This is a genomic window from Candidatus Frankia alpina (assembly GCF_902806485.1).
GTDB classification, from domain to species: Bacteria; Actinomycetota; Actinomycetes; order Frankiales; family Frankiaceae; genus Frankia; species Frankia alpina.
Genome location: NZ_CADCWT010000122.1, coordinates 1 through 14398, shown reverse-complemented (window position 1 = coordinate 14398; position 14398 = coordinate 1). Strand labels below are relative to the sequence as shown.

Annotated in this window: 11 protein-coding genes; 3 read left to right on the top strand and 8 right to left on the bottom strand. The window is 75.4% G+C overall.

Annotated elements, in window-relative coordinates:
- The 3 genes from G6R25_RS14130 to G6R25_RS14120 all read right to left on the bottom strand — a co-directional run.
- On the bottom strand, nt 1-1257 hold a 1257-nt coding region (locus G6R25_RS14130), incomplete at its 3' end, for a cobyrinic acid a,c-diamide synthase CobB (RefSeq protein ID WP_163553335.1).
- Nucleotides 1251-1859: a cob(I)yrinic acid a,c-diamide adenosyltransferase gene (gene cobO, locus G6R25_RS14125; protein ID WP_163553334.1), complete on the bottom strand. Its 609-nt coding sequence runs from the start codon at nt 1857-1859 to the stop codon at nt 1251-1253. The genes cobO and G6R25_RS14130, both read right to left, overlap by 7 nt.
- A 1-nt stretch (nt 1860) precedes the next feature.
- Entirely contained in the window at nt 1861-4236 is a 2376-nt protein-coding gene (locus G6R25_RS14120) for a VWA domain-containing protein (RefSeq protein ID WP_163553333.1), read from the bottom strand.
- A 398-nt stretch (nt 4237-4634) separates the two neighbouring features.
- On the opposite strand from G6R25_RS14120, the gene G6R25_RS14115 reads away from it, so the two are divergent.
- From G6R25_RS14115 to G6R25_RS14105, 3 genes are read left to right on the top strand one after another with little or no spacing between them, the layout of a single operon-like run.
- Nucleotides 4635-5615 carry a pentapeptide repeat-containing protein gene (locus G6R25_RS14115; RefSeq protein ID WP_163553332.1) on the top strand — a complete coding sequence of 327 codons (981 nt, stop codon included), beginning with the start codon at nt 4635-4637 and terminating at the stop codon, nt 5613-5615.
- A complete protein-coding gene (locus G6R25_RS14110) occupies nt 5612-6244 on the top strand; it encodes a class I SAM-dependent methyltransferase (protein WP_336501472.1) in 633 nt (210 codons plus the stop codon). The genes G6R25_RS14115 and G6R25_RS14110 overlap by 4 nt, the downstream gene beginning before the upstream one ends.
- Nucleotides 6241-6768, top strand: coding sequence for a formylglycine-generating enzyme family protein (locus G6R25_RS14105; RefSeq protein ID WP_235948402.1), 528 nt, complete (start codon nt 6241-6243; stop codon nt 6766-6768). The genes G6R25_RS14110 and G6R25_RS14105 overlap by 4 nt, the downstream gene beginning before the upstream one ends.
- A gap of 32 nt (nt 6769-6800) precedes the next feature.
- Here G6R25_RS14105 and G6R25_RS14100 read toward each other — a convergent pair whose 3' ends face one another.
- The 5 genes from G6R25_RS14100 to G6R25_RS14080 form a co-directional block, all read right to left on the bottom strand.
- Nucleotides 6801-7418, bottom strand: coding sequence for a dTMP kinase (locus G6R25_RS14100; RefSeq protein ID WP_163553331.1), 618 nt, complete (start codon nt 7416-7418; stop codon nt 6801-6803).
- Between the two features lie 75 nt (nt 7419-7493).
- Nucleotides 7494-9386, bottom strand: a complete 1893-nt coding sequence (locus G6R25_RS14095; protein ID WP_235948399.1) for a hypothetical protein — start codon at nt 9384-9386, stop codon at nt 7494-7496.
- A 522-nt stretch (nt 9387-9908) separates the two neighbouring features.
- Nucleotides 9909-10964, bottom strand: coding sequence for a site-specific integrase (locus G6R25_RS14090; protein WP_419469362.1), 1056 nt, complete (start codon nt 10962-10964; stop codon nt 9909-9911).
- A gap of 793 nt (nt 10965-11757) precedes the next feature.
- The gene (locus G6R25_RS14085; protein ID WP_235948396.1) at nt 11758-12318 is read right to left on the bottom strand and encodes an HD domain-containing protein; all 561 of its coding nucleotides are present in this window, start codon (nt 12316-12318) and stop codon (nt 11758-11760) included.
- A 102-nt stretch (nt 12319-12420) separates the two neighbouring features.
- Nucleotides 12421-13071, bottom strand: coding sequence for a DsbA family oxidoreductase (locus G6R25_RS14080; RefSeq protein ID WP_163553330.1), 651 nt, complete (start codon nt 13069-13071; stop codon nt 12421-12423).
- Nucleotides 13072-14398: the final 1327 nt, after the last annotated feature.

The window sequence follows — 14398 nt, the reverse complement described above, 5'->3', positions numbered from 1 at the left end:
GCTGGAGGTGGCGGCGACGGCGCGGCGGTAGCCGAGGGTGAGCCGCGGGCCCATCACCGCGTCGACGTCGAGGACGGCGCACATCGGCGCGCCGTCGAGGCTGCGGGCCAGGTAGAGCAGCCCGGCGCATTCGGCGACGACGGGGGCGCCGCGGGCGGCGAAGGCGGCGATCTCGGCGCGCAGCCGGGTGTTCGCGGTGAGCGCGCCGACGTGTTCCTCGGGGAAACCCCCGCCGATGATCAGTGCGTCGGTGCCGGCGGGCAGCGTGTCGTCGCGCAGCGGGTCGACGACGACGACGTGCGCGCCGGCGGCGGTGAGCAGTTCGACGTGTTCGGCGTAGCCGAAGGTGAACGCCGCCCCGCCGGCGACCGCGACCCGCACCGGTCGCCCGCCCGCCGCACCTGCCACCCGGGGCTCCCCCACCGCGGCATCTCCCATCTGCGCGGCTACGACCGACGTGTCCGCCGCTGCGGCATCTCCCGCCGCGGCGAGGGCGAGGGCGGTGGTCGGGTCCCAGGCGTCGGTGCGCAGCGGGGGGGCGGCGCGGGCGACGCGTAGCAGGCCGTCGAGGTCGCAGGAGGCGGCGATGAGCGCGCCGAGGCGGTCGACGGCGTCGACGGCGGCCGGGCGGCGTTCGGCGGCGGGCACCAGGCCGAGATGGCGTGACGGGGTGTGTACGGCCTGCTCGCGGGGGACGGCGCCGAACACGGCTATCCCGATGTCGGCGAGCGCCTCGGTGAGCAGCTCGCGGTGGCGCGGGGAGCCGACCCGGTTGAGGATCACCCCGGCGAGGTGGAGGCGCCGGTCGAAGGCGCGGAACCCGGCGACGAGTGCGGCGAGGGAACGGGCGGCGCCGGAGACGTCGACGACGAGGATCACCGGGGCGTCGAGCAGGCGGGCGACATGCGCGGTGGAGGCGTGGTCGGCGGCCTCGCCGGGCTGCGGGCGGGCGACCCCGTCGAACAGGCCCATCACCCCTTCGACGACGGCGATGTCGGCGCCGGTGGCGCCGTGGGCGAACAGCGGGGCCAGGCGCGCCGGGCCGCAGAGCACCGCGTCGAGGTTGCGTCCGGGGCGGCCGGTGGCCAGCGCATGGTAGCCGGGGTCGATGTAGTCGGGGCCGACCTTGTGCGGGGAGACCCGCAGGCCGCGGGCGCGCAGCGCGGCCATCAGCCCGGTGGTGACCGTCGTCTTGCCGGCGCCGCTGGTCGGGGCGGCCAGCACGAGGCGGGGCAGGTCGAGGGGGGCGCTCACCATTCGATGCCCCGCTGGCCCTTCTGCCCGGCGTCCATCGGATGACGGATCTTGGTCATCTCGGTGACGAGGTCGGCGGCGTCGAGCAGCTCCTGCGGGGCGGCGCGGCCGGTGACGACGACATGCTGGCGGCCCGGGCGGGTGCGCAGGGTGTCGACGACCTCGGCGACGTCGAGCCAGCCCCAGCGCAGCGGGTAGGTCATCTCGTCGAGGACGTAGAGCCGGTAGGTTTCGGCGGCCAAATCGCGGCGGATCTGCGCCCAGCCCTCGGCCGCGGCGGCGGCGGGATCACCGTCGGGGTCGACGCGGCCCTGCACCCAGCTCCACCCGGAGCCCATCTTGTGCCAGTCGACGTGGCCGCCTTCGCCGGAGTCGGCCAGCACGCCCAGGGCGCGTTCCTCGCCGATGCGCCACTTGGCGGACTTGACGAACTGGAACACTCCGACCGGCCAGCCCTGCGACCAGGCGCGCAACGCCAGGCCGAACGCGGCGGTCGACTTGCCTTTGCCGTCGCCGGTGTGGACGATCAGCAGCGGCCGGTCGCGGCGTTCGCGGGTGGTCAGGCCGTCGTCGGGGACGCTGGCCGGCTGCCCCTGCGGTGCCATCTCAGGCCACCTTTCCCGCCCGTGACGGCGACGGCGACGGCGCCGGTGGTGGTGGTGGGGCCAGCAGTGGCAGAGCGTCGAGCCCGATCGTGATCCCGCCGAGGGCGTGGGCGAGCCGGCCGGCGAGGCCCAGACGCAGGAAGCCGCTTTCGCAGTCGACGACGACGCTGGCCAGCCCGCCGCGGCCCGCGCCGCCCCCCGCCGCGCCGCGCCCGGCGCCGCCGGGGTGGCCGGTGGCGGATCCACCCGGCCCGCCTGCGGCGCGGACCAGGGCGCGGGCCACCGGCAGCGGGTCGGCGCCGGCGGTGGCGCGTCCGTCGGTGACGACGACGAGCAGGGCGCGCCGCGCCGGGTCGCGGCGCCGTTCGGCGCGCAGCACCTGCCCGGCGCGGGTGAGCCCGGCGGCCAGCGGGGTGCGCCCGCCGGTCGGCAGGGCCCGCAGCCGGGCGGCGCCGACCTCGACGCTGGCGGTGGGGGCGAGCACGACCTCGGCCCCGGACCCCCGGAAGGTGATCATGCCGATGCGGTCGCGGCGCTGGTAGGCATCGACGAGCAGGGCCAGCACGGCGGTGGTGACCAGGGTCATCCGCGCCTGGGCGGCCATCGACCCGCTGGCGTCGACGACGAACAGCACCAGGTTGCCCTCGCGGCCCACCCGCACCGCGCCGCGGCGGTCGGCGGGCAGGACGATCGGGGCCGCTCCGCGCCGGCCGCGGGCGTGCTGGTGGGGGGCGGCGGCCAGCAGGGTGGCGGGCAGGTGCACCCCGGGGGCGTCGGCGGCGGTGGTGACCACCGCCCCGCGGCTACCGCGGGCCAGGGAACGGCGCCCGGCGGCCCCGGCGGCGGTGCCCAGGCCGGCGATGGTGAACAGCCGCGGCCGAAACGCCGCCCCGGGCGCCCCGGCGACCCCGACCGCCGCCCCGGCGCCGCCTGGGTCGAGTGAGCCGGTGGGGGCCAGGTGCGGTGCGGCGGGCAGCTGCGGATCGCCGGCGCCGGATGGTGCGTCCGGGCCGGTCGCCGGGTCGGCGCCGTCCGCGGGTTCTCGCCCGGCCGGCCCGGAGCCGGCACCGAGTCGGCCGCCGGGGCCGGGGCGGTCGTCGTCGCTGTCCGAACCGCCGCTACCAGGACCGCCGCCGTCCGGGCCGTCGCCGTCGGGGTCGTCGTCCGGGTGCGGGTTGCGGCCGTGCGGTCCGAGGCCGTCGAGGCCGGTCTCGCTGCCGTCGCCGCCGGTCGCGTTCTGTCGCAACCCATCGCCGTCACCGGCTGTGTCGGCAGTGTCGCCGTCGGCTGTGCGGGTGGCGTCGGCGGTGTTGGTGGCCGGGTCGGCGAGCGCGGTGAGTTCCGCGTCGGCGGTGGCGTCGAGGCCGTCGAGCGCGGCGTCGAGGACGGTGTCGAGGGTGGCGTCGTCGAGGTCGGGGGCGTCGAACGGGCCGCGGCGGCGGCGGTGCGGCAGGGCCAGGCGGGCACCGGCGCGGATGTCGGCGGCGCGGACCGTGCCGTGCCCGGACCAGGCGGCCAGCGCCATCGCCGTCTTCGCCAGGACGACGTCCGCGCGCATCCCGTCGACGTCGACCCCGGCGCACACCGTGCTCACCGCGCGCAGCGCCGCGTCGGTCAGCGTGACGGCGCGCAGGCGGGCGCGGGCATCGGCGACCCGGGCGGCGAGCTGTGCTTCCGCCGGCGCCCAGGCGGCGGCGAACGCCACCGGGTCGGTCTCGAACGCCAGCCGGCGGCGCACGACCTGCGCGCGCAGCACCGGGTCGCGGCTGGCGGTGACCTGCACGGTCAGCCCGAACCGGTCGAGCAGCTGCGGGCGCAGCTCCCCCTCCTCCGGGTTCATCGTCCCCACCAGCAGGAACGACGCCGGATGACGCACCGACACCCCGTCGCGTTCGACGTGGGCGACGCCGAGCGCGGCGGCGTCGAGCAGTAGATCGACAAGATGATCACCGAGGAGGTTGACCTCGTCGACGTAGAGGATGCCGCGGTGGGCGGCGGCCAGCAGCCCGGGGCGCAGCACGCTGACTCCCTCGGCGAGCGCCCGGTCGAGGTCGACGGACCCGGTGACGCGGTCCTCGGAGGCGCCGACGGGCAGCTCGACGAGCCGCGCCGCCCGGGTGGCGTGCGCCGTGCCGTCAGGATGCGGGCCGTCGGGGCAGTCCGGGTTCGGCGCGCTCGGCGCGCAGGCGAACCGGCAGCCGACGACCACCTCGACGCCGGGCAGCAGCGCCGCCAGCCCCCGCACCGCGGTGGATTTGGCGGTGCCCTTCTCGCCGCGCACGAGCACGCCGCCGAGCGTCGGGCTGACCGCGTTGAGCAGCAGCGCCAGGCGCAGGTCGTCGGCGCCGACGACGGCGGACAGCGGGAAGTTCACCACGCCCGTGCCGCCGCGACCAGACGCCGATCGGGCCGATGGGATCGATGGGACGGTGGTGCAGGCATGCTGATGTCCTCCCGGAGGGTCCTCGCCCTTGGTCATCACCTGCGACGGCCGGAGTATCCCGGCTCCCGGATCAGCGCGCGTCCTCGGCCTTCCAGCCGCACGCTGCGGCCGTGACCCGACTGCCACTCCCCAGCACCGGAAGATCTGCTCCCGGCCGGGGTGTGACGATCACCGGAGGGGCCGCCCGCGCCGCGTCGCGCTGGTGGACCCACCCGGGAAGACGCACTTCCCGGTGACAGTGGCGGGACCGCGCCGGATTCGCACCGGCTTCCTCCCGAAGCTGTCGCGTCCGCCAGCATGACATATCCGTCGACGTCGAGGAGGCCCCTGCGGTGACCGACCCCGCCCGTCCGCGGTGGGCGGCCGACTGTGGGAACTGCTTCGCGCTGTGCTGCGTCGCCCCGGGCTTCGCCACCTCGGCGGACTTCCCGATCAGCAAGGCGCCGGGGACGCCGTGCCGGCATCTGAGCGCACGCCACGACTGCTCCATCCACGACGAGCTGCGTCCCCGCGGGTTCCGCGGCTGCACGGTGTTCGACTGCTTCGGCGCCGGCCAGCAGGTCAGCCAGGTCACCTTCGCCGGCCGGGACTGGCGGACCCATCCCGGCGACGCCGCGTCGATGTTCGACGCGTTCGCCGTCATGCGCACCTTGCACGAGTCCCTGCACCACCTCGCCGAGGCCCGTAGCCTGCTCGCCGCGCCGCCGGCCGCAGACCGTCCGTCGGCCGACGTCGCCGCCCGCGCCGGCCTGCTCGCCGAGGTGGACGCCACCACCGCCGCGACCGTCGCCCTCACCGGCGCCGACGCCGGCACCCTGCTCGCCGCGGACCTGCCCGCCCACCGCCGCACCGTGCACGACCTGCTCACCCACGCCAGCGCCCTGCTGCGCACCGGGCGGGTCGACGCGGCGGGCCGTCCCACCGCCCGCGGACGGGGACGGGGACGGGGACGCGACCTCGGCGCGGGGAGCCCACGAGACCTCGGAATCGACCTGGTCGGCGCGCGCCTGGCCGGCGTTGACCTGCGGGGCGCGCAGCTGACCGGCCGGCTGCTGATCGAGGCGGACCTGCGCGGCGCCGACCTACGGGGCGCCGACCTACACGGGGCGGATCTACGCGGCGCCGAGGTGAGCGGCGCGGACCTGCGCGGGGCGTTGTTCGTCGTGCAGGCCCAGCTCGACGCCGCCCGCGGCGACGAGGCCACGACCTTGCCTGCGGCGCTGACCCGCCCCGCGCACTGGACGGCGCCCCCCACCCGGCCGGCCGCAGCCCAGAGCGAGGCGACGGTCGAACACGGCCGGCGCCGAGGATGAGGACGATCCGGGCCCGCTCTCCCGGGTCGAGCCTGAGATCGTCGAACGCAACCTCCGCGCGGCCCTCGCCTTTCTGCCCCAGGGACGGCCGCTCAGCCCTGGCACCGAAAAACGGGATGCGCCCGGCTGCGTGCGGATGCCACCCTGACGACCATGGCCCATCGCGACACCGACTTCGACCCTGCGGCCTACGGCGAACGCATCGCCGACGTGTACGACGAGCGGCATCCCCAGCTGGCCGACGTTGCTATGCCCGTCGACTGGCGGCCCGCGGGACGACGGTCGTCGGCATCGACGCCTCCCCGCGAATGCTGGCCCGCCTCCACGACAAACCCGGCGGATCCGACATCACCACTGTGGTTGGCGACTTCACCGACGTCGACGCCCCCGGCGGCCCCTTCGAGCTCGTCTACGTCGCGGCCAACACCTTCTTCGCGTTGATCGAGCAGGACGAGTCTTCGGTGTCGCCCCGAGGCCGGCCAGTGGCCGTTGGAATGCAGCCGGTCACGTCCGCCGAGATGGTTACCATCCCGCCCGGGGAGGTGACGCTGTCGGACCGGCGCACCCAGCGCCGTTGGTCGGTGGAGCTCGCCTCCTACCGGCTGGCGGCCGAGCAGCGTTCAGGGTGATCGGCTGCCCGTCGAGGGCGTCTGCTGGTGGGACGCCGTCCGGATTCTGCAACGCCCTGTCCCGACACGAGGGGCTCGCGCCGGTGTACCGGTTGCCCGCCGTCGTCGAGGGCGCACCCCTCAGTGACGATGACAGCGAGACGGTGACCTGCGACGCCGGCGCTGACGGATACCGGCTGCCGACCGAAGCGGAGTGGGAACACGCCTGCCGCGCCGGCACGACGGGGCCCCGCTACGGCCGGCTCGACGACATCGCCTGGTATCGCGCCAACGCCGGCGAGCGGCCGCATGAGGTCGGCGGCCGGGCGCCCAACGGGTGGGGCCTGCACGACATGCTGGGCAACGTGTGGGAATGGTGCTGGGACGTCTACGACGCCGAGGTCTACGGCACCTACCGGGTGCTGCGCGGCGGCGGATGGTTCGACGAGGCGTGGAGCTGCCGGGCCTCGGTGCGTCGCCGCAGCCATCCGACGTTGCGCCTCGACGACGTGGGTCTGCGCCTGGCCCGTTTCCTGGCCAGGTGAGCGGCCCGCGGCCGCGCGCCAGGGCGGCCGGGTCAGCGGCCGAGGGAGGCGGTGACCAGCGGGAACAGGGCCGTGTGGACCTCGTCGGTGGTGGCGGAGGCGGGCAGCTCGTGGAACGTGGGAGCTTCCGGCAGGCCGGCGTAGGCCTCGGCGAAGGCGATCAACCGGTCGAGTTCCTCATGGTCGCGGCCGCGGCGTTCGACCCGCTGCTGGGCGAGTGCTGCCGGGACGGTGAACAGCACCACCAGGTCGGGGGTGGGGAAACGGCGGTAGGCGGCGCGCACCCGCCGCCCGTCGCCGTCGCCGCGCAGCCGCATGACCGCATACTGGCAGTAGGTGTAGCGGTCCATGACCGCGATGCGGCCGGTGAGGCGGGACAGTGCCAGCGCGCGGGTGATCGCCAGCCCGCGGAACGTCGCCTCGACGGCGACGTGGACGCGGGAGCCGAGCAGGTCGGGGCCGTCGCGGCGGCCCAGCAGCCGGGCGAGCGCGTCGACGATCGGGCGGCCGCCGCCGTTCTCGAAGTAGCTGGCCGGCTGCCCGGCGGCGCTCAGGGTGCGGGCGAGTAACCGCGCCTGGGTGGTCTTGCCCACACCGTCGACGCCGAGCAGCGCGATGATCGCAGGACGCCGTCGCCGTCGCCGTCGCATTCAATGCTCCTATCCGCCGGCAGACCGTCCGGTGATCATGGTGTTCCGCGGTACCGCGCCGCGCGTCCGGGTCGGTCAGCGGGCGGCGGTGGGTGGAGTCGGGAACAGATCCCAGATGATGGTGAGGCGGTCGGCGCCGGCAGTGGCCAGCAGGCGGCTGTCGGGGGCGAAGGCGACGTCCTGGACGGGGCCGGCGTGGACGGGCAGGCGGTGGGCGGGGCCGGGGTGATCGGGGTCGGTGATGTCGCGCACGGTGGCGGTGCGGTCGCCGCTGCCGGCGGCCAGCAGGGTGCCGTCGGGGCTGAAGGTGACGGCGTGCACGGCGCGGCGATGGTCGGTGATCTCGGCGAGGACCGTTTCGGTGGTGGGGTCGGCCACCGAGTAGACCCGCACCGTGCGGTCCTTGCCGGCGGCGGCGAGCAGGTCGCCGTCCGGGCTGAACGCCACGGTGAACACCGGTCCGCGGGCGCCGGTCAGCGTCACGGTGGCGCTCGGGTGGGTCGGGTCGGCGAGATCCCACAGGATGATGGTGCGGTCCTCGGCGCCGGTGGCCAGCAGGGCGCCGTCGGGGCTGAACGCCACCGCCCGCACGGCGTTGCGATGCCCGGCGAGGATCGCCGCGCGCCGTGGCACCCCCGGCTCGGCGAGGTCCCACAGCAGCACCGCCCGGTCGTCACCGGCGGTGGCCAGCAGGGTGCCGCCGGGGCTGAACCCGAGGTCGTGCAGGTAGCCGCGGTGACCGGTCAGCGTCATCAGCGCCACCGGGTGGGCCGGGTCGGCGACCTGCCACAGCACCGTGGTGCCCGCGTCGCCGGCGGCGGCGAGGATCCGCCCGTCGGGACTGAACGTCACCGCCCGCGCCCACTCCTGGTTGATCCGCCGGCCGTAGCCGACGGCGGCGATCAGGCGCGGGGGGTCGGGGAACGCCGCCTGCCACAGTCGCACGGTGGTGTCGGTGCCGGCGGTGGCGACCAGCGGGGCGGTCGGGCTGAAGGCGACGCTCATCGGATGTCCGCGGTCCTCGCCCAGGACTGCCAGGCGGCGGGCGGCGGACAGGTCGCGGGTGCGCTGGATGTCGGCGTCGGCGTCAGCGTCGGTGAACGTCGCACCGCCTGCATGTGCGCCCGCCGGCGGGGCGGGCGGGGGCCGTCCGCTGCCGGCGGGTCGGTCGGAGGTCGGCCGAGCGTCGGTGGCGCTACCGGAGGCGCTGAACGTGGTGGCGGGGAACGGTGGGGGGGCGAGATCGGCCGTGGGCCGGGGAGCGACGACGGTGACCTGGCGCAGCAGCCAGTCCCGCGCGAGCGTCGCGTCCAGGCCGAACAGGTCGAAGGCGAGCAGGCCGGCGAACGGTGCGGGCCGCGAGCAGTCCTCGATACGCACCAGGATGATCCGACCGCCGGGTCCACCACCATCGGGGCCGTCGGCGGCGGTCGGCGACGGCGACGGGGCCGGGGCCGGGCGCGACCCCGTGCCTGTCCCGGCGCCGGCCAGTGGCCGCCTCGCCCCGGGGGGACGGGGGCTGGCGCAGGGATCGGCGTTCGGCCCGGGCCGGCCCACCCCGGCGTCGGCCGACCGGGCCGTCTGCGCCCGGTACGCCGCCGACCAGATGACGAGGATCTCTCCACCGAGAGTGTGATGGCGGTCGAGATCGACCGGTGCAGATCTGCCCGCCGCCTGCGCCGACGGGCCGGCGGCGACCAGCGGGTGGCTGAGCACCCGATAGCCGGCGTGGGCGAGCTGCCAGCACAGCCAGCGCGCCCAGGCCGCGTCCGGCTCGGCGATGGCGTGGGACACGATGATGTCCCACGACGGGCCCGCCGACGGCGCCTGGACCTCGCCGCCCGGACCGCCGGAGCCGCCGGGATGGGGGGTGTCCGCGCCCGTGCCGTGGTCCGACTCCGCCGCGGCGCCACCCATGCTCACACCCGGTAGCCTGCCACGCTCATCGACGGACGAGAACACGATCATGGTCGTTCTGTCTTTACGGCGGTGCGGCCGATCACGCCGCTCGGAGCCTGCCCAGCCTGCAGGCCCGTCCCCGCCAGCCTCGACCGGGCCGAACCCGCCGTCCGCAGGGCCCGGATCCGCGGCCGTGGGCGTGGGCGAACCGGCGCGGGCCCGCCGCCGCGGCGCAGCAGGGGCGCAGCCGCGACTCGGTGCATCCGCCGGCCACCACCTCTCCGTATCTTTCTGTGATCAGCTGTGCGCGAAATCGTGCCGAGGCGTAGTCACGGTTTTCGGCCGAAAAACCGTGACTAGACCTCGGCACGATCCGGCCGCAATCTGGCCGGAAACCAGGCGGGCGCGCCAGCGCCGGCGCTGGCGGCCGCTGCCGTGCGGCGACAGCAGGGGCGATAAATGACTACCTAGCGTCAGAGAGAGGAGTCGGGATTACTCGTCCAGGCACAGGGCCTTCGTTCTTGCGCCGTGTTCGCAGGTGTCTCGGCTGCTCCTGCGGCCCGCAGGAGCAGCCGGAGCGCCGTCGGTAGGTCACAGGCCGACGCGGCCGGAGGGGTTGTCGCGGTCGAACAGGCGCCCGGCGCGGATGTAGCCGTCGAGGGACGCGGACGAGCGCCAGCGACCCTGGCGCATGATCGACCGGTCGGCGACGCCGGCGCGGGCGGCGGCGGTGGCGAACCCGGAGCGCAGCGAATGCCCGGCGAAGTCGGCGGGGTCGAGCCCGGCGGCGGCGACGCGGCGCTGCACGATGCGGGCCACCGACCCGGGGTAGAGCCGCGTCGCGCCGACGTGGCCGTGCCGGTTGACCGCGCGAAACGCCGGGCCCTCGCGCAACCCGGCGCCGTCCGCCCAGGCCCGCCACGCCCGCACCGGGCAGGTCGGCCGGTAGGAGCCGTAGGCGATGCCGACCAGCGCCCCGGCGCCCTCCTGGTCGGTCTTGGACATCCGGATCGTGAGGATGAGACCGTCGGGTGTCTCCTCCAGGTCGGCGACGTCGAGGCCGACCAGTTCGGAGCGGCGCAGGCAGCCGGCGAAGCCGATGAGCAGCAGCGCCCGGTCACGCAGGTCGGCGACGTCGTCGTCGCGCAGGCCCGCCACGACCCGGGTGAGCAGGTCGGTGTCCAGGGCGGTCTTGCGGGTGGGGCGCATCCCGCGGGTGCGGCGGATGCCGTCCCAGACGGCGCCGACCTCCGGTGCGGTGGCCGGGTTGGGCTGGCCGGCGAGCCGGTGGGCCACGGAGATCGCGGCGAGGCGGCGGCGGATTGTCGAGGGCCGGTAGCCGGCGTCGGCGAGTGTGGCCAGGTAGCCGGCGACGATGGCCGGGCTCGCCGGCAGCGCGCTGGGTGCGGCCGGCTGGTGGGCGCACCAGGCGCGGAACTGGCGCAGGTCGCTGTCGTAGGCGCGCCACGTCGACGCCGACCGTGCCGCGCGGGCGTAGTCCCCGACCCGTGCGGCCAGGTCGGCGGGCAGCTCCGGCGCCGCGCCGCCGCCGGCGGCGGCCGGCCCCGGCGGGGCGGGCAGCGCGCGGGGGGTGACGGCGTCGGTGGAGCGCACGGCGTCGCCGTGGGCCACGATCTCACCGTTCACCGGGCGGCGGGCCGGGCCAGGAGGGTCATCCCGGCAACGATATTCCGTCACGTTCCCCGGGCGATCCGTCTGGGCCAGCAGTCGTAGCGCTCGGCGCTCGGCGCTGTGGGCACGGAAACTGTCGGTGCCGCGTCCTATCGTGATCGCCGTGACCACCTGCCGCCCTGCACCGTGGCGGTCACAGCTGGAGGAGGATGGCCCATGCATGCAACGGACCCCCGGGCGGGGCGGATCGAACGCGGCCTCGCGTTGGCCCGCGGCGGCCGTCCCCAGGCCGCCCGCCGCCTGCTCGCCGTGGTGTGGCAGCAGCTGAGCCCGATCGACGACGCCCCCCTGCGCGTCGACTGCGCCCGGTTGATGGCCGAGCTGCAGGACGACCCGCACGACCGGCTCTGCTGGTGCCTGCGGGCGGTGACCGCTGCCGAGCAGGTCCGCCAGTCCTATCTTGCGCACTGCGAGGTGCCGCTGCCGTTGTACGGGTTTTATCCGACGGTGCTGTGTGCTCTCGCCGACGCCTACCGGCTGGTCGGCGACGACGACCGGGCCCAGGCGTGCGAGCAGCTCTCCAGTGCCGGGAACGTCGGGATACACCGCCTCGGCGAGGCCGGGCTGCGGGAGATGTCCGCGTTCGCCTCCGCCGCATCGCTGGCCGCCTCGGCGTCCCCCTGCCCGTGCAGGATCCGTGGGCACGGTGATGCCCGACGACCCCGCGCAGGTCGGCACCCTCGCCGAGCTGCTGCGCCGCGCCGAGCTGAGCCTGCGGCCCGCCGCGGCGGGCGAGCATCGCGGCTGCTCAGCCGCCGCGGACGGTCATGCCGTGGCGGGCGGCGAGGGTGGCGAGGTCCGGCACGCCGAACTCGGCGGTCAGCTCGTCGAACCGGGCCGCCTTGTCCGCGCCGAAGCGGCGAACATAGCCGCGGTAGGCGTCCGCGGTCACAAAGCTCGGCGGATGGCTCTTCGAGTGGAACTTGTCGGCGTACATGACGAGCCGTTCCCCGACGGTCCGCGCGACGTAGTCCCCCGGGGGCAGCGGCAGGTCGCCGCGGGTGATGTCGTCGCGGGTCAGCCCGACGCCGGTGTGGCAGGAGGCGAAATGGCAGACGGTCTCGGGCAGCCCGTCGGCGGCGAGCAGCTCATGGCCGAGGACCCCGTGGCGCAGGTACTGGGCGTGATCGAGCTGGCCGGCGTCGTCGTAGAGCCGGTAGACGCCGATGTCGTGCAGCAGCGCCCCGGTGCGTACCAGCCCCGCGTCGGCCTGCGGCGCGGCGCCCCGCGGCCAGCAGCCCGGCGGCGATGTCCCACACGATGCGGCAGTGGGTGTGCACGAGCGTGAACGCCGACGGCGACGGCGCATGCCGGCGGTGCAGCTCGCGTGCGTCGACGTCGATGGTGACGTCGGTGTCTTCTCCTGCCGGCCCCTGGGCGCTGATCATGCTGTGGACCGTATCGGATTCGGTCACGCGACCCGCTGCGCGCGGCGCGCCCACGCCTGGTCGAGGGTGCGGGCGAACAGGTCCGCCGGGCGCGCTCCGGTCACCGCCAGGGTGCGGTCGATGACGAAGAACGGCACCCCGGTGACGCGCATGTCGTGGGCGGCCCGCTCGTCGGCGAACACCCGCTCGGTGTAGTCGTCGCCGGTCAGGACCCGGCGCACCTCGGCGGGCGCCAGACCGGCGCTGGTGCACACCTCGACGGCGATGTCGTGGTCGAACACGTCCCGGCCGGCACCGAAATGCGCCTGGTTGAGCGCGGTGACCGCCTCGGCCTGCCGCCCCGCCTCGCCGGCCAGGTGCAGCAACCGGTGCAGGTCGAAGGTGTTGCCGTTGCGCCGGTCGGAACGGTAAGCCAGCCCCTCGTCACGGGCGGCGTCGGCGACGCGGTGCTCCATGCCCTCGATCTCGTCGGCCGGCACGTCGCTGAACTTGCGTGCCAGCGCGGCGAGCAGCGACTCGGACCGACCGCGGGGCAGGGTCGGGTTCAGCTCGTAGGAGTGGAAGCGCACCTGCACCTCGTCGCGATGGGCGAACGTGGCCAGCGCCCGGTCGAACCGGGCCTTGCCGACGTAGCACCACGGGCAGACGACGTCGCTCCAGATGTCCACACGCACGGCGGACCACCATCCTCTTCTCACCGCTTCTCGTTCGCGGCTGCCGGGCGTCGACGATCGGCGCACCGCAGCACGGCGGACCCTCGGCGTCGCTGCACGGCCTGCCCGCCGCTGATGAAACCGCGCACACCACCCGCGGGCACCGGGCCGGATCCCGCCGGATGTCACGGCCTGTGCCGGGTGCGGCTCGCGCCCGCGCCGGGGCCGGGGTGCAGCGTGGACCGCGTCGGGCGCGCTCACCGGTGAACGGCGGGTGTCGGCATGTTCCGTGCTGTGTGCGTGCGGCGTCCGGGTCGGCACGCATCGGCGAGGCGGGTGCCGGCCGGTGCGGCGTCGAGGCCGGGCGCCGCCGGCGTCCGGGTGGGCGGCGCCCGCAGGGGACGGCGCGACGGCGCAGGTCAGCTCGGCGGCGGTGAGCCGCGGGCGGCCGGCGGTGACGATCGCGCCCCGGGCGGCGCCGCCGCGCCGGCCACGCCGGTGCGCGGCGCCGGCCGTGGTGGGAAGACGGCTCTTGCCGGCGACGACAGCCGATTTCCGCGCCTATGGCGATGCATAGGTCCCTGTTTTCGGCTGGTGCGCTGGTTTCTCGCCGAATGCGGATGCCTTGGCCGGGCGCCGGATGCGCCGGCCGTCGGCGTCGGGCGCGCGGCGTGCGGCGTGCGGCGCCGGGGTGGCCTCGACACCCCGGACTGGGAGCCACATCCGGTCACCCCCCCGGCTGCGCACGTTCCCCGAGCCGCGGGCCGTAGCGCGCTGGCAGAGCCCCGGCGGCGCCGTCACCGAGGCCGCCCTGCGTGGAACATCATCGGCGGCCAGGACATCGCCCCGTGCAACTCGCGGTCGGACCGGGCCCGCGCCGCGGGTGCGGGCGCGGAAAGCCACCGGCGCAGCTTCCCGGAAGGCCTCTCCCTGTATCGGACCTCGCTCGGGATGGACCAACGAGCGTGCATTACCGTGCGGCGGAAAAAGCCTCCGGGTGTCGAGGTGCGATTTTCTTCATGGCCTTGTTTCGCGCATTCTTTGGAATGCTAAGGACAATGAATGATGATGTGGGACTCCGGATATGCCGAGTGCGAAGGGCTGTGGGGCGTGTCGCCCGCTGAAGGCCCGCAGGGTATGTCGCGAAAGGGCCCGTGCGGACATCGCGGGGAAGTCCGGTCGCGATGCGTCGGTCAGGTCGCGGGCCTGGATCGGTGGAGTCGCGGGCCTGGAGTCGGCGGGCCCCGGTCGCAGGGAACCGCTGCTACGGCTTGTGGGAGATGCGCCGGGTCAGTGAGCCATTCCCGGCGTCGATTTGTGAGGTTGGGTAATTGTTGCGGGGTGTGAG